Source organism: Liquorilactobacillus capillatus DSM 19910 (assembly GCF_001434915.1).
Classification (GTDB): Bacteria; Bacillota; Bacilli; order Lactobacillales; family Lactobacillaceae; genus Liquorilactobacillus; species Liquorilactobacillus capillatus.
Genome location: NZ_AZEF01000032.1, coordinates 64144 through 88690, shown reverse-complemented (window position 1 = coordinate 88690; position 24547 = coordinate 64144). Strand labels below are relative to the sequence as shown.

Below are 24547 nucleotides of genomic sequence, written 5' to 3'. Positions count from 1 at the left end.
AAGGCAGTACAAAGTCGGGAAAATTTGAGTACTAACTCAAAATTACGAACATAGTGCGTACTTCGCTATGAGTGATTCGAAGTTAGACGGAGAATTTTGACTTATGGAACACGTTTATACGGAATAAAAGAGGAGCTATGCCAAAAGTTAACTTTTGGCATAGCTCCTCTAATAATTCTATTAAATTAATTTATTTACTGTAATTAGGTGATTCTTTGGTAATCTGAACATCATGTGGATGTGATTCAAGTAAACCAGCATTTGAAATCTGAACAAACTGGGCATCGTCTTGCAAGCCCTTCAGATGTGCTGCTCCAACATAACCCATACCGGCGCGTAGCCCACCGACTAATTGATATACCATGTCTGAAAGGCTACCCTTGTAAGCCACACGACCTTCAATTCCTTCTGGGACAAGTTTATTAGCTTCGTTAACACCACTTTGGAAATAACGATCAGATGAACCATGCTTGCTATCCATCGCGCCTAAACTCCCCATACCACGATAGGTTTTAAAGCGACGCCCTTGATAAATTTCTGTTTCACCAGGAGCTTCATCAGTTCCGGCAAGCATTCCACCGAGCATTACAGCATTCCCGCCAGCTGCTAAAGCTTTGACAATATCACCGGAATACTTGATCCCACCATCAGCAATAATTGTTTTGCCGTATTCGCGAGCAACACTGGCTGCATCGTAAATAGCAGTCAGCTGAGGAACACCGACACCTGCAACGATACGTGTCGTACAGATCGAACCAGGTCCAATCCCAACTTTAACGATATCTACGCCCGCATCATAGAGAGCTTTTGTTGCTGCTGCAGTTGCAACGTTCCCAGCAATCAAAGTTGCTTCAGGGAATGTTTGGCGAATTTCTTTGATTTTACGGATAACACCTGCGGAATGTCCATGAGCTGTATCAATTACGATAGCATCGACACCTGCATCCAACAACGCGCGTGCCCGGTCAAAAGTATCACTTGTAACACCGACTGCAGCGGCTGCCAGTAACCGGCCATGTTGATCCTTAGCCGCATTAGGGAATTCCACAACTTTTTCAATATCTTTAATTGTTATTAAACCAGTTAATTTACCGTTGTCATCGACCATTGGTAATTTTTCAATCTTATGTTTCTGTAAGATAGCTTCTGCCATTTTCAAAGACGTTCCTTCTGGTGCAGTTACTAAGTTTTCCTTAGTCATGACATCATCGATCGGAACAGTCAAATCAGTTACAAAACGTAAATCGCGGTTTGTAATGATCCCCACAAATTTACGGTTTTGTAATGTCTCAACAATTGGGACACCACTAATGCGATACTTCTTCATTAGACCTTCTGCTTCTGCCACCGAACTTTCAGGTGTTAAGAAAAACGGATCAATAATTACGCCGCTCTCAGACCGCTTAACTTTGCGGACCTCATCTGCTTGCCGTTCAATGGTCATATTTTTATGGATAACACCGAGACCACCTTGTCGTGCCATGGCAATTGCCATCGCTGACTCAGTTACAGTATCCATTCCAGCACTAATGACAGGGATATTTAATTTGATATTCTTAGCGAGTTGGACAGTTAGATCAACATCATTCGGTAAAACATGGCTTTCTGCCGGTATTAGTAGAACATCATCAAAAGTGAATCCTTTTTTCGTAAACTTAGTATCCCAGTTGGACATTACAATAGCGCTCCTTTTAATATTTTATTTTCTAACTTAACTAATTTTACCAGTAAAAGCAAGCATTCTCATCTATTTTTCAGAAAAACTCTCAGGATAATTAAAGTAGTATTTAAGATTCCTTTTCTAGAAAGCAAAATATCTGGTTGAATCGTCTCTTCTCTAACAGCAAGATTAATTTAAAATTATATATTGACTTAAACGCTTAATGATGTTTTAATTATACTAAATTTATTAACAGGAAAGGAAGAATGACCTTGGCTAATAGTAAAACTTTGCAAACAAATCTTTATTATTACAGCTTTGCTTACTTTATGTAAACGTCCGTACTTTCAGATGCGGACGTTGCTTACACGTCTGTGTCTAAAGTTGCAAGGTTATTTTTCTTTGTCAGCTAGACACTTAATAAAAGTCTAGCTGGCTGCATGAGTTTTTTCTTTTTCCAATTATTGATGATTAACACCAGCTGGATGACAAAAGTCTAGCTGGTGTTTTGTTTTTAATAATTAAGGAGGATCTTCAATGAATTCACATATGCGGCAACGTCTTTCACTCAGCCTATACTTAAATTACTTCGTTCATGGTATCGGCTTAATTATCTTAGCACAAAACATGCAAACTTTAGGCAAATTGTGGCAAACACCCTTAGCTACCGTCTCTTACGTTATATCTGGTTTAGGAATCGGACGCCTTCTTGCCTACATGCTTCTAGGTGTTTTGTCTGATCGCTACGGCCGCAAGAATTTTATCATGCTGGGAATGATCTGTTACTGCCTCTTTTTCTTAGGGATGTTAGCCGCTCCTAATATTCAGATTGCTTACTTGCTCGCGATCATTGCTGGGATCGCTAACTCCGCGCTTGATTCAGGCACATACACGACTTTTGTCGAATTAGGTGGTAACGAAAGTGCTTCAAATGTTTTGATCAAGGCTTTTATGTCCTTAGGTGAGTTTATTTTACCACTATTAGTTGTTTCACTAGAAAACAATAACTTATGGTTTGGTTGGTCCTTTGTTCTCGCAGCGGCAGTACTGATCATCAACTTCTTCTTATTACTACCATTAAAATTTCCTCAAGCCAATCAAACTTCCAAAGTATTGCTTGGTACATGGAAAGATATTGGTAAATTAAAGAAAGCCGTTATCACTGCTGCACTTGCACTTTACGGTTATACTTCAATGGCGTTGATGATCCTCTTCACACAATGGATCACAATGTACGCGACTGAGATCCTACACATGGGTAATGTTGCCGCACATTTTTTACTCTCACTTTACAGTATTGGCTCTATCAGCGGCGTTTTAATTATGTTCTGGCTGTTACGCAAACACTTTTCAGAACTAACCTTGCTAGTTACATTAAATACCGCTGCACTCCTGTCCTTAGCTATCATTTGTTTCATTCATATAGCATGGGTCACTCAACTAGCAGCCTTTATTTTCGGTCTAACTGCCGCTAGTGGTGTAATGCAAGTTGGCCTCAACACCTTCTTAAAACTGTACCCACGGACTAAAGGATTAGTTACAGGAGTTTTCTTTACTTTTGGTAGCTTAGCTTCATTTACAGTCCCAGTTATCACAGGTTGGTTATCTAAGCAAAGTATTGCAGCAACACTTGAGTTTGACTTATTGATCGGCAGTGCTAGTTTGCTTCTCGTAATAATCGTTCGGCTGGCTTTAGGTCGACAGAAGACGATCGCTGGGACACGAAGAACGATTTCACTACTAGATAAAATAATTATTCGGCTTCTGGTCCGGCGTTTCAAAGAAGTAAATACCATTAACACCTTCAAAAAGGAATTAAAGATTCCTGTCTTAGACAGTAAACGCGAAGAAAAAGTGCTGGCTAACGTTGCAGCTAACTGCTCAGATAAAAAAATACTGCCTTACTTACAGGAGATCTACACTGAAATAATGGCTCATTCTCGTAAATATCAAGAAAACAAACGACAAAATAACAATTAAACTATCAAACTATTGGAGGTAATATTATATGTACTTTTTAACTGCTGGTGAATCACATGGTCCACAATTAACAGGGATTATCGAAGGCCTACCTGCTGGTCTAAAACTCGATATCGACCAGATCAATCAAGCTCTCGCAAATCGCCAAGGAGGATACGGTCGTGGTAATCGGCAAAAAATAGAGCATGACCAAGTACGTGTTGTCGGTGGGCTACGCCATGGAATAACCCTCGGATCCCCGTTGGCACTGACTATTCAAAATCGCGATCACTCACATTGGTCCAACATTATGGATCCTGTCAGCCCTGAAACCCCAACGAATACCCTCCGCCGGGTTGATCGTCCTCGGCCTGGACATGCAGATCTAGTTGGTGGGATGAAATATCGGCATACAGACTTGCGCAATGTCTTAGAACGTTCGTCTGCACGAGAGACAGCCATGCGAGTTGCACTCGGAAACGTTTGTAAGCAATTATTAAATCAGTTAGATATCAAACTGGTTGGCTATGTTCAACAAATCGGTAAAATCTCTGGTGCACGAGAATTACCAACGGCTGTTGCACAGATAAACAGCCAGATTACACAAAATGACTTACGTATTCTAGATGCAGATCAAGTCCCAGCTATTCACAAATTAATTGATGATACTAAGCGCGCTGGTAACACACTTGGTGGAATTATCCGTGTCGTCGCGGAAAATGTTCCTGCTGGTTTAGGTAGCTATAGCAGCTGGAACACAAAATTAGATGCTAAATTAGCTGCAGCTGTAGTAGGCGTTAATGCCATGAAAGGTGTTGAGATCGGAGATGGATTCAATGCTGCAGAAAACTTTGGCAGTGAAGTGATGGATCCAATAATATGGGACAAAGAAACTGGCTGGAGTAGATTATCTAATCATCTTGGTGGTTTTGAAGGTGGAATGACTAATGGTATGCCACTTATTATCCAAGCTGCCATGAAACCTATCCCCACCCTTTACAAGGCACTTCAAAGTGTTAATCTCAAAACCCGGGAAATTCAAAAAGCAAACGTTGAACGATCAGATACGACGGCAATCGTTCCTGCGTCAATTGTAATTGAAAGTGTTATTGCGATTGAACTAGCTAAAGCGATCACCGATACTTTTGAAAGCAGCAGCCTATCTCGCCTGCAGGAAGAACTAACTGTTTACCGGCAAGAATTAAAAGAATACTAATTTCGAGGTGAACTCAATGATCATTCATACTCTTGGTCCACAAGAAACTGATAGTAATGATGCTGCGCAGTATTATATACAACATAACGCGCTCTCTAAAGCCCAGATAGTTCTTTCCGCTAGCTACACGGATATTATTAACGCTCTTCCCCAGTATCAGAATGATTTCCTGCTCATACCAACTGCTTTCAAATCAGTCGCGTTAAATCTAACTTGGGGTGAGTTGCATTATCAATATCTTGATCAACTGGAGCTAAAAGATTGCTTTATACATCGTTTAAACCCACTGGTGATGATTGAACACTGTCAGCGAAAAAGCGGGATCGCCTATTCACATCCCGCGACAGCTAAGCTTTTGGCCGCAAAAGTCCATCCACAGCAGATGTATTACTCGGCTAGTAAGTACCTTGCCTATCAACAATACCTGCATGATGGACAATATACATTGACTAATGAAAAAAATATCGTTCTTTCTTCAGAGGAAAAAATTATTGCACGTTACGAACCGCAAATGATCTGGAGTCTCTATCAAATTAAGGGGTTATAAAATGGGTAAAAGAAAACTAATTTCACAACCAACAGCAGGTTTACACGGTGAACTGCTGCTTCCCGGCGATAAAAGTATCTCGCACCGCGCACTTCTCATAGGCTCAATAAGCAGCGGAACAACTGTTATCAAACATTTTTTACACTCGGCTGATTGTTTAAGTACCCTTCAGGCTATCCGCGACTTGGGTATTACAGTCACTGAACAGGGAAACGATATTGTTGTCCATGGTCAAGGCCTCACAGGTTTACAAGCACCGGCTAACCCGCTAGATATGGGCAACTCAGGAACAACTACACGCCTAATAATGGGATTACTTGCCGGTCAGGATTTTCAGAGTGTCTTAACCGGTGATTCATCACTGCAAAAAAGACCCATGCGGCGGGTAAGCGATCCTTTAAGTACAATGGGCGCCGACATCCAAACAGCACCGGCTGGAACTCTTCCAGTAAAAATTACTGGACAGCCACTCCACGGGGTTCACATTAAATTACCCGTTGCAAGCGCCCAAGTTAAGAGTGCCTTGATCCTGGCCGCTCTTCAAGCAGATCGTTCCTCAACGATTATTGAGAAATTGCCGACCCGTGATCATACTGAGATCATGCTGCGTAAATTTGGTGCTGATGTACAGACAGCACCAGATCATTTAACTATTACTGTCAAGCCGCAGCCAGAACTCAAAGGTCAAACGGTTGATGTTCCTGGCGATATGTCATCAGCGGCCTTTTTTCTCACAGCAGCAACGATCGTTCCTCATTCAGATATTATATTACGCAATGTCAATATCAATACCACTCGAACGGGTATTTTAGATGCTCTCTTGAAGATGGGGGCTAATATTCAAGTTACCGCGCTGCCTTCTTCTGGCGAACCCGCCGCAGATCTTCGTGTAAGGTCAGCGGACCTTTCACCACTTGATCTGGGTGAAAAAGATATTCCAGCAATCATCGATGAGTTGCCGCTGATTGCGTTACTCGCCGCATGTACTCCTGGACGAAGCACCATCACAGGCGCACAAGAATTACGGTTCAAGGAAACTGATCGAATTGCGGTGATCGCACAAGAATTACGCAAACTTGGTGTCTCTATTCAAGAATTGCCTGATGGTTTGATTATTGAAGGACAAGAAACATGGCGACCCGTTGATCCAACGTTAGATAGTCATGGCGACCATCGCATTGGGATGATGATGGCTATCGCCGCTCTACGTTCAACCACCGCTCTTCTACTACGTAATCCTGAAGCAGTCGCTGTCTCCTATCCTGAATTCTTTGTCGATCTCAATTCACTACTTACTAAAGAAAAGGAGCTGTAATCTCATGACAACCATCTTTATTAAAGGCTTAGGTTTGATCGGCAGTTCTCTAACCAGAGCTATTCGTAAACGGCACCCAACCTTTACTATCATCGGCAACGATGCAGATCCTCAGACAACAGCTTATGCTTTAAAACATCACCTAATTGATCAGAGCACACGCGAGCTAACCGCCGCTGTTGCCGCCGATTTTATTATTTTAGCTACCCCTGTTACTGAAATAATCAATGATCTGCAGCAACTAGCCCAGTTGCCTTTAAAAAAGAGCGTTATTATTACTGATGTCGGCAGCACTAAACAAGCGGTACTCAAAGCCGCACTTCCTTTACAAGAAAAGGGAATCACTTTTATTGGTGGACATCCTATGGCTGGTTCGCATAAAACCGGTGTCACAGCAGGTCGAGCTGACCTTTTTGAAAATGCTTTTTACTTTATGATCAAAACCAAAGTCCCAGATGACGCATACTTAGCACTGCAAAACTTGCTTCAAGGAGCACACGTCAAGTGGCTGTTGCTCTCTGCACAAGAACATGATCAATTAGTTGGTCAGATCAGTCACTTGCCACATGTTATTGCCGCCGCACTTGTCAATCAAACCCAAGTCTTTTTTGCTGACTCACCCTTAGGGATGCGGATGGCTGCCGGTGGCTTCAAATCGATTACGCGAATCGCTTCTTCTGATCCAACGATGTGGAGCTCGATCTTACAATCAAACTCAGCCATTATTATTCAACAAATCAGTCAATACGTTAATGAGCTGCAGAAGATCCAAAAAGCTATCATGGAGGATGACCATGACCAGATCTTTTCATTCTTTAAAACTGCCAAAAACAGCCGGGATGAACTTGGCCCTGAAAAGGTTGGTCAACTACCGAACTTCTTTGATTTATTTATCAATATTCCTGATCAAGTTGGTGCGCTTGCAGCAATCACACAACTACTTGCGCTTAATAAAATCAACCTTGTTAATATTCACATTCTTGAAATTAGAGAGGATTTGGATGGCGTTTTACAACTTACCTTTATGCGAGAAAATGACCGTGCACAAGCTGTCAAGATACTGACACATGCACATTACACGATTTTAAGAAAGGATTAATACACATGAAAGCTATTTTAATCGGGTTTATGGGTAGTGGAAAAACTACTATTGGTAAACTTTTAGCTCATCAACTGGCTTTACCGCACATTGACCTAGATGATCAAATCATAGCTGCAGCCGGATGTCCCATTACAAATATTTTTGAACAGCACGGTGAAGACTACTTCCGCCAACTCGAACACCAACTTCTATTAGAAACACTCACACGTGATGGAGTCCTTTCAACTGGTGGTGGGACTCCTGCTCAAGCTACTAATCTGCAAGTCTTACAGGAAACTGCGACCCCAGTTATTCTCTTAGAAGCTGCGGCTGACACTATTCTTGAACGTGTCCACAACAATCATGACCGACCCTTAGTTAACTCACTCACTAAGACCGACCTTGTTTCCCTAAAAGATGCCCGTCGTTCACAGTATCATACATGCGCCGACCTAATTATTCAAACTGATGGTCTAAGTCCACAAACTATCGTCAAGCGTATTTTGAGTTTCTTAAAGCAAAAATGACAGCAAAAAGCACCCTGCCCACTGAGTTCCCAACCGTCTTTAAAGAAAACCTTCTTAGTCAACTTTAAAACGGCTGTTAACCCAAGTGCTGCCAAGATGCTTTTTAACTTATATTTTAATTACAGCATCAGTGTGTACGGATCCTCTAAGTAAGAAACGATCTCTGCCAAAAAGTCTGCTGCTGGTGCCCCATCAATAATTTGATGATCAAATGTTAAACTTAGTGGTAATTTAAGCAGTTGTTTGATCTTACCTTCGTCACTAAGGACAAGTTCTTTCAAGAGTGTCCCCACACCTAAGATACCGATCTCAGGCTGATTGATTACAGGTGTAAAGTACTCAACCCCACTCTTACCTAAATTACTGATCGTAAAGGTTCCACCGCTGTAAGCACTGCTGTCCAATGTGCCGTCACGTGCATCAGTTATTGCTGTGTTTAGGGACTTACCTAGTTCTGTTAACGTCATCGAACCAGCAGACTTAACGACTGGAACTACTAACCCGTCAGCAACTGCAACTGCCATCCCAATATTAATGTCCGTAACTTTTTCATAGTGGCCGTCATGATACCATGCATTCATTTCTGGGGTATCTTTAAGTGCCAGGATAGCAGCTTTGGTGACAAGCGTCGTTAAACTCAACTGTCCATCAACTAACGGCTGGTTTACTTTCTGCTTTAGGTCTTTTCTGAAGGCCATTAAATTAGTAATGTCAGCCTTAAGTTGTAAAGTAACCTGGGCTGTATTCTGCAGGCTGCTCATCATTCGCTGCGCGATTATTTGACGCATTCCTGTTAGACCGGCTCCAGCCGTGGATGCCGTAGTACTTGCTCCTACTGGTTGTGCGGTTGGAACATAGTTTTCAACATCACGTTTGGTTATTCGCCCATTACCGCCAGTCCCCTTAATTTGATGATAATCAAACCCTTTTTCTCCAGCTATTTTACGTGCTAACGGAGTAATGAAAACACGGTCTTGGGTTTCGCTACCTTGTTGCATTACTGGTTGCTGCTCGGCAGCTTGCGGCTGTGTTTGTTCAGCAACTGGTGCTGCCTCTTGTGGTGCTGTTTCTTCAGCTCCACCTTCACCAACTGCTTCTCCAGCAGCTCCGATATAACCAATTGGGGCCTGACACTTAGCATCTTCACCCTCATGCACTAATATTTTAATTAGTGTTCCGTCAGCAGGAGCATCAACATCGGCAGTCAGTTTTTCAGAACTAATTGTTGCAACGACATCGCCTTTTTTTACTTCATCGCCTTCGTTTTTAACCCACTCATAGACCGTTCCTTCTGTCATAGTTAAGCCAAGTTTTGGCATTATGATCTCTGTTGCCATGCTAACACCCCCTTATTTCTTCAAGTCGTCAATCAACTCGGCCGCAGTTTCAATTACCCGATCTGCATCTGGTAAATATAGTTGTTCCAAGTTAGTTGCAAATGGAACTGGTGTATTTGGTGCACAAACCTTTTTAATCGGTCCATCCAAGTAATCAAATGCTTGATCCCCTACAACAGAAGCAATATCTGTTGCTGTGTTGTTATGTGGATTAGCCTCATCAATTATTATCAGCCGGCCTGTTTTCTTAACTGAATTAATAACCGTTTCTTGATCCCAAGGAGCAACTGTAATAAGATCAATTACCTCAACATCAACTCCGTCTTTAGCCAACCGGTCTGCAACTTCCAATGCAACGTAAAGCATTTTACCAATTGTCACAATCGTTAGATCTGTACCTTCACGTTTGACTTTCGCCTTACCGATTTCAACCTTGTAATATTCTTCTGGAACTTCATCTTTGATACCATAAAGTGTCTTATCCTCTGAGAAGACAACCACATTATCATCCTCGATCGCTGATATCAACAGACCCTTTGCATCATATGGGTTAGAAGGAACAACCACTTTGATACCTGGAATCGAAGCTAGCATTCCATAATAAGAACCGGAATGTTGCGCAGCTGCACTTGCTCCTGCACCGTGACAAGTCCGAACTGTCATTGGAATTTTAGCTTTGCCACCAAACATATAACGCATCTTTGAGCCTTGTGCTAACAATGTATCTAAACAAAAGCCAATAAAATCGTTAAACATCAGTTCTGGAACCGGACGTAAACCAGTTGCTGCGGCTCCAACTGAAGCCCCCATATAGCCCATTTCAGAAATAGGGGTATCGATTACACGTTCCCGACCATACTTAGGCATCAGTCCTTTAGTTACACCAAAAACTCCACCCCAAGCATCTTCATTATCCTTTGATAAATGATCAACTGTCGCGCCACCTGCAATATCTTCGCCCAAAAGGATCACCCGATCGTCCTTTTCCATTGCCATATCCAAGCCTTCATTGATCGCTTTCATAAATGTTATTCGTCTAGCCATGTTGCATTCTCCTTTCTACTGTTTAATCAACAAAAACATCTTCGTACAGGGACTCTGGTTTTGGAATAGGGCTCTCCTCAGCAAACTTGATCGCATGTTCGATATCTTCAACGGAACTTTTTTCAATCTGATCTGCTTTTTTAGCACTCAGTAATTTTTTAGCTGTTGCATATTTCCGAAACTCTGGAATACAATCACGGTCTGCCAGTTCTTTTTCTTTACCTTCCTTAGCTTTGTACTTTTGTTCATCACCCTCGAAATGCCCATAATTACGGTAAGTTACACATTCAATCAATGTTGGCCCCTCACCCTTACGTGCACGATCGATCGCTTTACCGGCTGCTTCATAAACGGCCATTAAGTCTTTCCCATCAACTGTTTCACCAGGGATACCATAAGCCGGTGCCCGATCAGCGATATGCTTTGAACCTGAAGCATATGTTTGTGGAGTAGCTTCACCATATGAGTTATTTTCATTCACAAACACAACTGGCAATTTCCAAATAGATGCCATATTGATACTCTCATGGAAAGTTCCTTCGTTAGCAGCTCCATCACCGAAGAAACAAACTGCAACATCGTCCGTCTTTAAGTACTTGTTACGTAGAGCAGCTCCAATCGCAATTGGGAAACCACCACCAACCATTCCGTTAGCACCTAACATTCCCTTATCAATATCTGCGATATGCATTGATCCGCCCTTACCCTTGCATAGACCGGTTTCTTTTCCATAAATCTCAGCCATCATTTTATCCAAATCACAACCCTTAGCGATACAATGCCCATGTCCACGGTGAGTACTGGTAATGTAGTCCTTATCAGTTAAATGTGCACAGACACCTGTCGCAATGGCTTCTTCACCTGCATAAAGATGGACGAAGCCTGGGATAGAACCTGTCGAGAAAATTTGATGCACTTCATCTTCAAAGTTACGAATATCATTCATTTTCTTATAAATCCACTCTGCACGTTCCTTTGATAATTTCTCCATATTTATTACCTCCTCATGTCTTTAAAGCAAAAACAACTTTGTTTTAAAATTTTCATTCATTTGATATCTAACTAAGTCGGATCGTTTGCGCAACTTCCCCAGTCAACTCTGATAACGTCGGGTGCGCAAAGATAACATCGGCTAACTCATCAACTGTTCCTTCTGCCTTAGCAGCAGCTAAGATAGTATGGATCATTTCAGTGGCATTGCTGCCAACGATAACCGCACCAAGGATCTCATGGTATTTCTTTTCACTGATAATCTTCACAAAACCAGCTGTTTCTTCACTTGCAATCGCCTTACCATTGCTGGTATAAGAGCCACTTTTAACAACAACATCAAAACCCTTTTCCGCAGCTTGTACTGCACTTAATCCAAAGCTTGCAACTTCTGGATCTGTGTATAGGCAGCGCGGAATATAGCGCTGCGCTACCGGTGCTTGTTTCTTACCACAGATCGCGTCTACTGCACTAAGGCCTTCTGCACTGGCTGCATGGGCTAATTGATAACCACCAATCAAATCTCCAATAGCATAAATATGGGGAAGACTTGTCTGGTAATGTTGATTGACTTTGACAAACCGCTGGCCCTCATCTAAATCAATTCCAGCCCTTTTTACTAATTCAAGGTTTGCCTTTCGACCAGTTGCAACCAGTAGCTGGTCAAATTTATAGACTTCATCTGTCAGCTGAACTTCTTTAGAAACAACTTGCTTGATTTTGACGCCTACCTTAACCGTAATTCCCATACTTTGCAGTTTTTGCTTAACGATCAGACGTGCTTCTTCATCCTCAGTCAGCAAAATATCTGGTGCCACCTCAAGCAAGGTAACCTCTACGCCTAAGGGCTGCATTGCAAAGGCAAGTTCAACTGCAATGATCCCACCGCCGATGATAACTAGTTTTCGTGGAAGAACAGTCATTTTAAAAAAGGTGTCAGTAGTTAGATATTCAACCTTATCGATCCCATTAATCGGTGGAACAAAGGGGTGTCCGCCTGTTGCTAAAAGAATATCCTTTGCAGCAATTACCTTGCCAGCAACACTTAACTGGTGTTCTTTAGTTAATACAGCCTCATCTTCAATATACGTAATTCGGTTTGCTTTGAACAACTGCCTGATTCCGCCTTGCAGAGTTGCAACTACGTGGTCTTTTCGCCGAACTAATTTAGGAAAATCAACACCTTTTATCTCCATAGACAATCCAAATTGACTGGCTTCCTGAGCAGCTAACGCCCAATGACTATGCTTTAAATAACTCTTAGATGGAATACAGCCAGCATTTAAACACACACCGCCAATATCTTTTTTCTCGATCACTACTACTTTTTTCCCAAGTTGAGCGGCGTGAATTGCGGCAATATAGCCGCCAGGCCCCGCTCCAACAACTGCAACATCATAACTTGCCATAAATTACTTCCCCCCTCGCAAAAAAGCTCTTCCTCTCACATTTATTTATAAGCAACTTCCATGCCAATAATTTTCAAATAACGGACTATTTCTACTTGTTGCTTAGATCAGGCGTACATTAGCGGATTAACACCATTTTTTTATTTAAACTGTTATTCAGTTAGCTATTATTTTCCAGTATCCGCTCGCCCTTGTTCACAGAAAAAGTAGGACTTAAAAAGAAGTGCTGTTGCTATTAAGGTGTAATTACCGAGATAGCAGTTTTTTTAACACGAGTCGCTTCCAACAATCTAAATCATTTTAGCGCTGCTAGTATTTTTATTTCCAATCAAAAAAGGCCCTGCCTAAAATTTGACTTTTAAGCTAGGGCCTTTCCAAAAGCTTACTCATTAATAATTTAGCAAAAAATATATTTACTTTCAAAAGTCTTCTTGTTAGAAATTCTTTTTGAACATTTAATGTTACATTTACCTCTGAACAAAACGTTCTTAATGAAACATTTTGTAACTATCTATTTTCTGTGCCTGAAGTTACCTTAAACCATACTTTTTCATCTTGCGATACAAAGTTGTCCGTGAGATACATAGTTCAGCAGCTGTTTTACTAATATGATAGTGATTCTGTTCTAACACTTTCTGCAGTTTCTTCACTTCCTTAGATTGACTTTGAAGCGGTAAGGTATGTTCAGCTACTTTGGTAAGCCCAGCTGTTTCTCCTGTTGGCTCCTTAGAACCACAAATTGCACCTGCTTCTATCAACTGTCTGATCTGTGTACTCGTTGGCTGCTGCAGTTCATAAAAGAGGTATAGCCGTTCCAAGAAATTATTGAACTCACGAATGTTCCCATACCACGAATAGGTCTGGCTAATAGCATAAAGTTCGTCTTGCCAGCTTAGATGCCATTTCTTCTTCTTGCAAAAAGCAGTGATCAACTGTTGGAGGTCTTCCTTGCGCTCACGCAAAGGCGGGATTTGAACTGGGCAGACGTAAATCCGGTAAAAAAGGTCCTCACGAAATTTTTTTTGCTGAACCAAAGAGCGTAAATCGCGGTTACTGGCAGTAATTAGCCGAAAAGAGACTTTTCGCGGTTCGCCGTTGATTGGTACAACTCTTTTCTCTTCGATCACACGTAATAGCGCTGTCTGCATTTGGCTAGACATACTCTCAATTTCATCTAAAAATAACGTTCCACCGTCAGCCTGCTCAATCTTCCCCTTCTGCCCTTTAGCATTAGATCCTGTAAACGCGCCTGGAGCGTAACCAAAAAGTTCACTTTCAAGTAGATTTTGACTTAAAGCTCCGCAGTTAATCGCTACCAGCGGGCCCTCTTTCACCGCGCTATTATAGTGTATGGTCCGTGCCAATACTTCTTTTCCTGTTCCCGACTCACCGAAAAGATGGATTGGCAAGTTGCTGCTTGCTAGCTTTAAAATACGTTCTAAAAATTGACTATAGGCCTTATTAGCTGTGGGTACACCAGGATAATAGAACTTGTTTGGATGCGGTGATTTAGTAAAAATATGCATTTTATAACCAATCAACTTATTCTTAAAATAGATCTTTTCACTTTTATAAATCGTTTTTGTATCAATATAATTATGGATATCACTTCCCAATTCAAAACGTTCACTATCTTTTTCAGGTACACTAACAAGTTTAAAATGGGTATCACATAGAAGTTCATTTGGTTGGTGTAACACACAATACTGCAGTAATTCTTTCCGCCGCTCAAGTTCTTCACGAATCAAAACATTGGATATCCGCTGCGTTAGTAATGTCAGTAATAACAAGGCATCCTTAGCCGAATCGTTATATAACGTGGAGATATCCAAGACGCCTAAAACGTCTCCCTCTTCATCTAGAATCGGTGAGGCTGAGCAGCTCCACTGCCTTGATGCATAAGCATAATGTTCATCTGAAGTAACATGCTCATCTCGTTTAGTCCGTAAGGCGATTCCAATAGCATTCGTCCCAACATTAAGTTCTGTCCACATCGTTCCTTCTCTAAAGTAAAACTCGTTTGCATGCTCTTGGGCTTGTAAATTACCATCCCGCCATAAAATATTCCCATTTTCATCAGTCAAGATAAACACTGGTTTTTCCAGAATAAAGCTGCTTTCAATCCTTTTAATCTGTTCTTTAACAATTTCGATCAGCTTACTATACTGCTGCTGCTTATTAAGCAGTTCTGCTGCCGAAAGGATCTTTTGCGGCTTAGACAGATATGGATCAACTTCTGCTCGTGAACAAAACTTCCATGACTCCGCGATCTTAGTGTCTAACATATCAGCTGCAAATCGATTTCCTGAAATGAATTGTTTCCACAATTGCTGATTTTGCATATGCTCAGCCCCCATTCTAACCAAAAAAAGCGTTTCTCACTTATATTATATATGAGATCGCTTTTATTACTACTTTTTCGGTTTTCTAATCAGTTGTGCTTGAGCAGTCAGTAATTCTTTTATGGAGCATTAAAACAAATGCAGTTTTCCAATTCTGTGAACTGCTTCAGATAATCTTGCTGAATCTACAAGCAGGCCAATACGAACATAATTGTCACCCATAGAACCGAAGCCTCGACCGGCAGCTACGGCAACATCAACTTTTTCAAGTAAGAGATCAGCAAAACTCGTACTAGTATATCCCGTTGGCACCGGCATCCATACATAAAAAGTTCCGCCAGGCACAAATGCTTTCCAACCGATCTTAGCCGCCTCGGCAAGAAAGACGTCCCGTCTTTCTTGATATAATGCCTGTAACGCGGCAACCTCTCTTTTTCGTTGCGGTGAACGGAGAGCTGCGATACCAGCCTTTTGGATCGCTGGAAACACACTCACGAATAAATGGTCTTGGATCAGGTTCAAAGCTTCAATAATGCTCGGATTGCCAATTGCAAACGCTAGACGCCATCCCGCCATGTTGAAAGTTTTGGAAAATGTATAAATTTCAATTCCAACATCCTTAGCACCTTTTGCTTGCAGAAAACTTGGGTTCTTATAACCATCAAAGCCTAATGCTCCATACGCAAAATCACTTACGACCCCAATGTTATATTTCTTAGCAAACGCCACTGTTTGTTCATAAAAATCTTTAGTTGCAACGGCTCCAGTCGGATTATTTGGATAATTCAAATAAATAAACTTAGCCCTTCTAGCCACTTCTTCGGGGATCTCATTATAGTTAGGTAAAAAAGCATTTTCTGCCCGCAACGGTACAGTATCATAATCTACTTTCCCTAAAGCAGCACCTGATAAATAGTCTGGGTACCCTGGGTCAGGTAAAAGTAGTCTTTCACCCGGATTCATCAATGCCCATGGCAGTTCAACTAAGCCGATCTTTGACCCACCCAAAATAGCAATTTCCTTTTCAGGATCAACTGCAACACCATATTCTTCTTCGTAAAAAGCGGCAGCAGCTTTTTTTAACTCGCCCAATCCTCTAAACGGCGAATACTTATGGTTTTGCGGATCCTGTGCTGCCTCGTCAAGTGCTTTAACTATATAATCAAATGTCGGCTGATCTGGATTTCCTTGTCCAAGATTGATTACATCGTTTCCTGCCGCGATTTTTTTATTAACCTTCGCAACTAATGCTGCAAAGAACTGCTCTGGTAATTCCCCTAATATCTGTGATTTGTTAAATTTCATCAGCTATTTCCTTCTAATCTAATTTGATGTTCCGAAAAGCTTAGTCAAAAGCCTAATTTCGCTTCGGCTTCTCAATCGCTCTATATGGACAAACTCTGTGGACTGAAGCTTCCTATCTAATTCAGAATTATTTCTAATAAAATAGTTACTATACTCAATAATTCCAATTTGGCACTTAGCCTTTGCTGCCCTATACAACACTTACTGGCCTGCCTTGCTTAAAAAAATTCAGCGCTATTTTTTTATAAATCTGAATCGTTGTCAAATAACTGGTCACTGTTGTATATTCATTCAACTGATGGGCTTCTTTCCACGCATCAGCACCTAAAATAACAACTGGTATCTCTGGTTTACTCTGGATAAAAACACTAGCATCTGTTGCTCCATTAATAGTCCGCAAATTAATTTCACGATCTGGATACTCATCATCTGTGATCTTTTGTACGAGTTGAACAAACCAATTTTGTGGTAAAGTTCCAACTGGATAAAAATTATGCACAATTGAAAATACTAATTTAAACGAACTTTTACGATTAATTTCTTTAATTTTTTTTTGAATCCGTTCGATAACTTGATTGTTGTTAAACTTTTTGGTTGGCCGAATATTACCGTAAATCTCTGCATAACTTGGAATGCTATTAACTTGTTGCCCCCCCTTAATAACCGTAATGCTATGTTGGACATTACCTAACAAAGGGTCTAGCGGGACATCATCAAACAAGGTCTGCTCGGCATTGATATACTGCATCAGGCCGCTTATTGCGTTAACTCCTTGACCTGGTCGTGAACTATGCACTGCCTTGCCGTAACTCTTAATTTGATAGTTCAAACTTCCCGAATGTGCGTAAATAACTTGACCGCTTGTAGGTTCACCCACTACTAATGCAGCGACATCATTCATCATACCCTGATCATTCAAACGATATGCACCCTGTGCTCCATATTCTTCACCAGCCGTCGCAACAAAACGGACCATCCCCGCCGGAATATGCTGTTCCTCTACCAATTCCAGCAATGTAATAATCTGCGCAGCAAGGCCGCTCTTCATATCAGCTGCTCCACGACCATAAATTTTTCCGGCGACAACCTTTCCTGAAAAAGGCTCATAATTCCAGCCATCTTTCTGCCCAACAGCAACGGTATCTTGATGACCAGTAAAGCACAAAACACCTTTATCCCTTTTTTCTCCAATTTCAGCGATTAAATTAGCTCGATTGCTGTCAAAACGATCAATTCTAACACTAATATTCTTTTTTTGAAATAATGCAGCAATATATTTAGCAACTTCAAATTCATTGCCGTTCACAGAATGTATTTTTATCAGATCGGTTAGTATTTTTAACTTTTCTTTTTCCTTCATAGATCATCGCATCTCTCCAAAAATAAATATGTCTACACAACTACTTCAACTATTTTTATGGTTCAAAATCCGTGCCAATAGATCACCTATCAACTGAACTAATAATACAAAAATCAATACCAGTAAAGTAGCAATAAATGTTGTATCGTTTGCAAAACGGTTATAACCATAAGCAATCGCCATGTTTCCTAACCCACCAGCACCAATTGCTCCTGCCATCGCGGTCAAGCCAATCAGACTAATCAACGTTACCGTTGTTACTCTGATTAACTCCGAACGTGCTTCACGCAGGTAGACATCGAAAATGAGATCACTGAATGTTGCTCCCAGAGACTGTGCTGCTTCAATAATTCCACGATCAACACTAGCTAATGCGACCTGAACTTGACGGGCATAAAAGGGGAAAACACCTAATGAAAGTGGAACAAGTGCTGCAGTTGTTCCAATTTGAGTCCCAACAATTTTTTGAGTTACCGGTGCAATAAAGGCCAGCAAAATAATAAATGGAATAGCTCTGAAAAAGGAAACTACTTTATCAAAAAAGCTGAAGGCCCCTCTATTAGGAATAATTCCATCTGAATCAGTCAGAACAAGTCCTATTCCAAAAACAAGTCCTAAAATTCCACCAAAAAGAGCGGACCAAAAAGTCATGTAAAGTGTCTCACCAATTGCTTGCAGCCAACCACCATCACCGCTCCAACCTTGATAGACAACATTTGGAAAATATTTAGTAAAAAGCTCAACCATTTAAGACTTCACCCTCCTTCACTCTAGTTACAATAATGTCCTGTTTTTTTAAGAATTCAATTGCCTGTTTTCTTTTGGCAGTACTTCCTTTAATAATTACAAAAAGTGAACCGACAGGCGTTTCTTGTAAGATCTCAACATTACCGTATATTATGCTGGCAACAACCCCGAAATCCTTATAGAGCTTAACTATTAATGACTCGCCAACCGCTGAACCAATATATGTTAATTGAACACATTCCTGATCATCACCAAGTTTAACCAATTTAGACTTTCCAAGTGTTGCAAGAGCCTTGGCAGATTCCTTTTCTGTTCCAATAAACTCCCTAGTTAACTTGTGTTTAGCATTTATAAAGATGTCTAACAAATCACCCGTTTCTAGTACCTCACCCTTTTCCATAACAGCTACACGGTCAGCAATTCGTTTAACAGCTTCCATCTCATGTGTAATCAGCACAACAGTTAGTCCCAGCTCTTCATTTAATCTTTTCAGTAAATCTAAAATCTGAAGTGTGTTTTTAGGATCTAAAGCAGACGTTCCTTCATCTGAAATTAATATTTCTGGATCATTTGCTAAAGCTCTTGCAATCGCTACCCGCTGCTGCTGTCCACCAGATAACTGTGCCGGATAAGAATCTGCACGTTCTTCTAGGCCCACAAGCTGCAGCAGATTTAATGCTTTTTCTTTAATCTCTTTTTCCTTTAATGAACTATGTTTAAGCGCAAAGGCAACGTTTTGAACAACAGTCTGTTCGTTAAGCAAGTTAAAATGCTGGAAAATCATTCCGATTTTACGACGCTTTTTTCTTAATTTTTTACTATCAATTACTTTCTCATGATTACCAATCTTTTCGTAAAAAAGATCCCCATTGATTTTAGCGCTACCCGAAGAAGGTCGCTGCAGCAGATTTATAACCCTGACAAGGGTTGACTTTCCTGCTCCTGAATAACCGACAATACCATAAATATCTCCTTTATTAATAGTGAGTGAAACGTTTCTTACAGCTTCGATCGTTTGTTTTTTCTGTTTAAAGGTGACACTGATCTTATCCAATTCAATAATTTTCTCTGCCATTTTGCACCTCATAACTTTCCCCAAGGACTATTTCTTATACAAATAGTTCAATAACTTACCTTAATTTGATATCCCACGCTGGTAATTCAGAAGTTCCATAGACATCCTTAATTGCTTTCTTAGTTGCTTCTGATTGGTATGCCTTAACAACTTCCCTGTATGCTTTTTTGTTTTTATCCTTCTTGTTAGCAGCAATTAAATTTATCCATTGTTCAGAATCCTTGTTAACGGGTTCAACATAAATTGCGGATTTATAATTAATCCCTGCTGTCTGAGCATAGTTTCCATTAATAACTGCTGCCGTAACGTCTGACAATGACCGTGCTGTCTGACTTGCATCCAATTCCTTGATTTGCAGATTCTTCGGGTTTTTTACGATCGACTTAATAGTTGCCAACTTAGTATTAGGCTTCAACGTAATCAAACCGGCATTTTTCAGAACATACAGTGCACGCGACTCGTTAGTTGCATCGTTAGGTATAGCAATCGTTGCACCGTCTTTAATATCCTTAACGTTTTTTACCTTATTCGAATACAGCCGAATCGGGGTAATAATTGTTTTACCAATGGCTTCAATATTCGTCTTATTAGCCTTATTCCATTCATCTAAGAAGGCGTAATGTTGAAATGAATTAAGATCAATATTGCCACTAGCAAGAGCCTTATTGGGCTGAGAATAATCAGTGAACTTCTTGAATTTTAAGGTTAAGTTATACTTATCTTTGGATGTCTTCGCAACAACTTTCCAAACTTGGTCATCCTGTTTTGATCCTGACATAACACCAACTGTGACTGTTTCAGCTTTAGCTTTTTTTCCACCACCAAAACTAAAGTAACCCGCAACAACAATCGCTAACAATACAACTAATCCAATAAGATATTTTAATGATTTTTTCATTTTCTTCTCTCCCTTAAATAGATTTGATTCTATCCGCCCGATAAACATATTAAGATGTATCTTCTAACTTAGGGAAACAAAAAAAGCACCCATCCCTAAAAAAGGACGGATACTTCCGTGATTGCCACCTTTGTTCACAGTTTACTTACACAAACTGTCTCGCTAAGATACACCGACTTGATATCTGTCAGCCAGTATAACCTTGCATCATTAACGGGTGCAACACCGTCAGCGGCTAAACGTCACCACTGCCATTCCAAGTCCATCTTCCACATCTTCTCCACACTTCTTCACACCAACCAGAAGCTCTCTTAGAAAATCCAACGTGTACTCTACTCTTCTATATGTTTATCGTTCGTCTAAATGTTATAATCCTATTTTAATGTATTTTTCATTAAAGTCAAGACTTTTTAACAACATTTATTACGATAATGATTTTTGCATTAAAATTCTAGTTAACCAATTTGTATAAAATGTTTTTTGCGTTCTCTGCCAACTAAAAACGGGCTCTACCATATTTTTCGAATCTCTAAAATAATTTTCTGGTTTAGGTATTCGTTCGATATATTCAGGGTTAGCTGTTATTTCCCGATAATATTCTTTCAAAAGAGCATCTCTATCATATTCCAAGTGCGAAAATAAAAAAGTCTGTTTCTGTCCTACTGCTTCAGCTAGTGTTAAATGCCCGTTTATGTCCGAAGCTAAAAGCTCAAGTTCTGCTTGAGCGCTCATTTGCTTATGATCCATCTCCGCATACCGCGCATGCGGAGCAAGAAAGCCGGTCATTATCTTATCCAGAAGTTTGCTTGGGGCATAAATAGTGTTTTGATAAATTCCAAAAATTTTAGCCGGCAGCATCTGTTTTTGTATCCCATAAAAATAATTCAGCGCCGCCATTGCACCCCAGCAAACATACAATTGTTCAATTTTGTTCTCCAGTAATACATCAAATAAAGCCTCTAACTCTGGCATATACCATATTTCATTGAAAGCCTTTTTTTCAATCGGTGCCCCTGAAACAATAAACCCATCTAATTGCTTAACTTCTTCTAAATTCAATGGTTTAGCTATTCGTTGTAATTTCTGGGGAACTGGCCGCTTTTGGTAGTGCATTTTAGGATAATAAAAAACCAATTCGATAGGAAAATATGCTTGGGTCAGAACTTTAGTAAATTGTTTTTGTGATTCTTCCTTGTTGTGCATTAAGTTCAACACCCCAATTTTAAGCCGCTGCTGCTTTTTCATTTTTTTCTCCTTTAGGTATTTTTTATAGAACTTACTTTAATGCTTAATATTATTAATTGAGGGTACAAAAAAGGCACCAATCTCTATAAGATTCGTGCCTCAAGCAAAGAATGTTCGTTCTTTTAGAAGATATAAATCAAAATTGCTTAAAATTTCTACAGCAACTGTATCTCCAAACAGACGTATTCCAAATGCTTACGCACGAAATACGACAACAACAATTCTGTTCTGTTTTCATCTTAGGAGATACCATCATCTCAAATCCTCACCCGTCCTGTTAATTATATTTGAATTTTACCTTGCTTTTATTCAATTTGCAAATTATTAACAACTAAAAACTCCTTAAACTTTTAGGCAACGACGACATTATCACGCACCAACTTCTAAAATAAGACTTTGTGCTGCAATAATGTCATCATACAAAGACTTCGTCAAATCAGTACTATACGTGCCTTCTGCATGACGTTCTTTTATGAAGCCTAGTTCAAACTGCAAAACATTTATTAAGTCTGCATTTTGCTGGGATCCTACACTAAGTTGGTTATATACACTCAACTTCTCGTTGGCAATTTTTTCACGTAGAGCAATAACTATTCCCTTATCCGTATTCTGCCTATCAAACTCAGCAACAAATTGAGCCGTTTCGTCAGCTGTCACATCTTCAAGTTCTTGCAATGCTTTTAACCAGCGATCTCTTTGCGAATCATTACCATAAATCTGAACAAGTGAAATTCTTCTTTTAAGTCTAGTAATTTTATTTTGCAAGACTACTTGCTCTTCTGCACTCGCAATCTTGCTTTTATATTCGATTTTTTTAATCTTTTTTTGATATTTTTTTATCTGCCTTTTTTTACTCTGTTTTGGTGTAAAAAAGAGTTCAAGTATCTTGGCCCAAAGATGATTTAAGATTTGCCAATACTTAAACCTTCTTTTAAAATTCTTCATATTATGCTTGTGTTTCTTACCCTCATTCATAATATCCCAGAGTTTGATCGCATCAGCTGACAGCAAACCATCTTTAATTGCTTTCTCCACTGTTTGAGTACGGACATCAGCTAATTGCTCAGTTATTTGCTTCCAAGCAGTAGGATCGCTATTGTATCCATGAACTTGCTGAGTTTGAACTTTGCTCGTTAATTTATACTTGCGCTCATCTGAAAGTTCAAGTGTATTGATATAAGCCATTGCCGCGTTAACAATCTCTCTATAAGCTTGATCGAGCTCATTAACAGCAAATTCTTTTTGCTCTTTAGGCAACAACTTTGGCAAGAGTAATAATGGAACAAATAAACTAAAAAGAATGATTAGAGCTGAGATTGTTATAATACTACTTCTCGTTGCAAAAACATCGTGATTACCTATGGACAGAGGTAATGAAAAAGCCATCGCCAGTGTCACTGTACCATGGACACCGCCTACAGAAAAAATAAGAGCATCCTTAAATAAATGGTCAGGTATTGTTCTGTTTATTCTCTTAGTATCAAACAATACATAAAGATATCTCAACAGCAGCATCCCCCCATAAATAAGAAAAGCCATTACAATAAGTTTGATGCTTTCCTCTAGCTTAAGAGTAAAAATATTTTTTAAAATAGGAGCCAAACTCAAGCCTAAAATAACAAACACAACACCATTTAATAACTGTGTGATAACTTTCCACAGTTGCGTAATCAAATTATTCATTTGCGACGAAACCAGCAATGTACGGCTGCGTTCTTCATGATGGATAATACCAGCAATTACTGCTGCGATAATACCAGAAACTCCTATTCTCTCAGCTACTACATAAATAACTAGTGGCGTTAACAACTGCATCATAACTTGTGCAGTCATATCATCAAATTGCCTTCGTAATAGTTGCTTACGTATTTGGATAACCAAGATCCCTGCAGCTAACCCGAATACGATTCCTCCTATAGCTACCAAAGTAAACTTCAATAATATTTCGTTCCACGCAAGATGACCTGTATTAATCCACACAATTGCCAACTCTAAAATAACAATTCCGGTCGCATCGTTAAACATAGACTCAAGGTTTAATGACCGTAAAACTTTTTGCGGCATAACCAAGCCCTTATTAACTGAATTTAAAGCTGTTGCATCTGTCGGTGTTACAATAGCTGCTAGTGCAAGCGCAACTGCTAAAGGCCACGCCAAGAAATGATGAATCATCCAGCCTATGATAATCATTGTTATTAGTGCCAATATAAACGAAAGATGGATAATATTTCTTATATTTCGTGAAATAGTTTTCCCTTGCGTTTGCTGTCCTTCAAAAAAAAGTAAGGGAGCTATGATAATCATCATAAACCACTCAGGATTTAAATTAATTATGTAGTTAGACATTGACGGTGTCATCGCACAGACTAACCCAATAATAATTTGCCAAACAGATTGCGGAACAGCTGTAAATTTTTGGGCAATAAAATTAGCTGCAATTACCGCCGCAACCAACACAATTATTGAATAAATAAATGTCATTCATCTGCC

19 protein-coding genes and 1 other annotated feature are annotated in these 24547 nt (G+C 40.0%); of the genes, 6 read left to right on the top strand and 13 right to left on the bottom strand.

Translation table 11 applies throughout. From position 1 onward, the window contains the following. Positions 1 to 190: 190 nt before the first annotated feature. Positions 191 to 1675 (bottom strand): IMP dehydrogenase, encoded by a 1485-nt coding sequence (guaB, locus tag FC81_RS07970; protein ID WP_057745402.1) that lies wholly within the window; start codon positions 1673 to 1675, stop codon positions 191 to 193. Positions 1676 to 2197: 522 nt separating this feature from the next. Here guaB and FC81_RS07965 point away from each other — a divergent pair. The 6 genes from FC81_RS07965 to FC81_RS07940 are packed head-to-tail and all read left to right on the top strand — an operon-like array spanning position 2198 to position 8305. Continuing rightward, the gene (locus FC81_RS07965; RefSeq protein ID WP_057745399.1) at positions 2198 to 3640 is read left to right on the top strand and encodes an MFS transporter; all 1443 of its coding nucleotides are present in this window, start codon (positions 2198 to 2200) and stop codon (positions 3638 to 3640) included. 28 nt (positions 3641 to 3668) lie between these two features. Then, positions 3669 to 4835: a chorismate synthase gene (gene aroC / locus FC81_RS07960; RefSeq protein ID WP_057745397.1), complete on the top strand. Its 1167-nt coding sequence runs from the start codon at positions 3669 to 3671 to the stop codon at positions 4833 to 4835. A 16-nt stretch (positions 4836 to 4851) separates the two neighbouring features. Next, positions 4852 to 5382, top strand: coding sequence for a hypothetical protein (locus tag FC81_RS07955; RefSeq protein WP_057745394.1), 531 nt, complete (start codon positions 4852 to 4854; stop codon positions 5380 to 5382). A gap of 1 nt (position 5383) precedes the next feature. After that, on the top strand, positions 5384 to 6697 hold the full coding sequence (gene aroA, locus FC81_RS07950) for a 3-phosphoshikimate 1-carboxyvinyltransferase (RefSeq protein ID WP_057745391.1): 1314 nt from the start codon (positions 5384 to 5386) through the stop codon (positions 6695 to 6697). Between the two features lie 4 nt (positions 6698 to 6701). Next, on the top strand, positions 6702 to 7796 hold the full coding sequence (locus FC81_RS07945) for a prephenate dehydrogenase (RefSeq protein WP_057745388.1): 1095 nt from the start codon (positions 6702 to 6704) through the stop codon (positions 7794 to 7796). Between the two features lie 5 nt (positions 7797 to 7801). After that, positions 7802 to 8305, top strand: coding sequence for a shikimate kinase (locus tag FC81_RS07940; protein WP_057745385.1), 504 nt, complete (start codon positions 7802 to 7804; stop codon positions 8303 to 8305). A gap of 119 nt (positions 8306 to 8424) precedes the next feature. On the opposite strand, the gene FC81_RS07935 is transcribed toward FC81_RS07940, so the two are convergent. From FC81_RS07935 to FC81_RS07880, 12 genes are all read right to left on the bottom strand, one after another. Next, complete coding sequence (locus FC81_RS07935; RefSeq protein WP_057745382.1) at positions 8425 to 9642, bottom strand: dihydrolipoamide acetyltransferase family protein; 1218 nt, start codon at positions 9640 to 9642, stop codon at positions 8425 to 8427. Between the two features lie 12 nt (positions 9643 to 9654). After that, a complete protein-coding gene (locus FC81_RS07930; RefSeq protein WP_057745379.1) occupies positions 9655 to 10686 on the bottom strand; it encodes an alpha-ketoacid dehydrogenase subunit beta in 1032 nt (343 codons plus the stop codon). A gap of 22 nt (positions 10687 to 10708) precedes the next feature. Beyond that, a complete protein-coding gene (locus FC81_RS07925; protein ID WP_057745377.1) occupies positions 10709 to 11677 on the bottom strand; it encodes a thiamine pyrophosphate-dependent dehydrogenase E1 component subunit alpha in 969 nt (322 codons plus the stop codon). Positions 11678 to 11744: 67 nt separating this feature from the next. Beyond that, entirely contained in the window at positions 11745 to 13085 is a 1341-nt protein-coding gene (gene lpdA, locus FC81_RS07920) for a dihydrolipoyl dehydrogenase (protein ID WP_057745374.1), read from the bottom strand. Positions 13086 to 13615: 530 nt separating this feature from the next. Next, positions 13616 to 15427 carry a sigma-54-dependent Fis family transcriptional regulator gene (locus tag FC81_RS07915; protein WP_057745372.1) on the bottom strand — a complete coding sequence of 604 codons (1812 nt, stop codon included), beginning with the start codon at positions 15425 to 15427 and terminating at the stop codon, positions 13616 to 13618. Between the two features lie 129 nt (positions 15428 to 15556). Continuing rightward, the gene (locus FC81_RS07910) at positions 15557 to 16732 is read right to left on the bottom strand and encodes a pyridoxal phosphate-dependent aminotransferase (protein WP_057745369.1); all 1176 of its coding nucleotides are present in this window, start codon (positions 16730 to 16732) and stop codon (positions 15557 to 15559) included. 190 nt (positions 16733 to 16922) lie between these two features. Continuing rightward, positions 16923 to 18092 (bottom strand): ArgE/DapE family deacylase, encoded by a 1170-nt coding sequence (locus FC81_RS07905; RefSeq protein WP_057745366.1) that lies wholly within the window; start codon positions 18090 to 18092, stop codon positions 16923 to 16925. A gap of 45 nt (positions 18093 to 18137) precedes the next feature. Next, positions 18138 to 18839: a methionine ABC transporter permease gene (locus FC81_RS07900; protein WP_057745364.1), complete on the bottom strand. Its 702-nt coding sequence runs from the start codon at positions 18837 to 18839 to the stop codon at positions 18138 to 18140. Then, on the bottom strand, positions 18832 to 19914 hold the full coding sequence (locus FC81_RS07895; protein ID WP_057745361.1) for a methionine ABC transporter ATP-binding protein: 1083 nt from the start codon (positions 19912 to 19914) through the stop codon (positions 18832 to 18834). The genes FC81_RS07900 and FC81_RS07895 overlap by 8 nt, the downstream gene beginning before the upstream one ends. Before the next feature lie 55 nt (positions 19915 to 19969). Continuing rightward, on the bottom strand, positions 19970 to 20812 hold the full coding sequence (locus tag FC81_RS07890) for a MetQ/NlpA family ABC transporter substrate-binding protein (protein ID WP_057745358.1): 843 nt from the start codon (positions 20810 to 20812) through the stop codon (positions 19970 to 19972). 98 nt (positions 20813 to 20910) lie between these two features. Further along, positions 20911 to 21164 (bottom strand) — a binding site (T-box leader). 71 nt (positions 21165 to 21235) lie between these two features. After that, the gene (locus FC81_RS07885) at positions 21236 to 22057 is read right to left on the bottom strand and encodes a homoserine O-acetyltransferase/O-succinyltransferase family protein (RefSeq protein ID WP_057745355.1); all 822 of its coding nucleotides are present in this window, start codon (positions 22055 to 22057) and stop codon (positions 21236 to 21238) included. A 369-nt stretch (positions 22058 to 22426) separates the two neighbouring features. Next, complete coding sequence (locus FC81_RS07880) at positions 22427 to 24538, bottom strand: cation:proton antiporter (RefSeq protein WP_057745353.1); 2112 nt, start codon at positions 24536 to 24538, stop codon at positions 22427 to 22429. Positions 24539 to 24547: the final 9 nt, after the last annotated feature.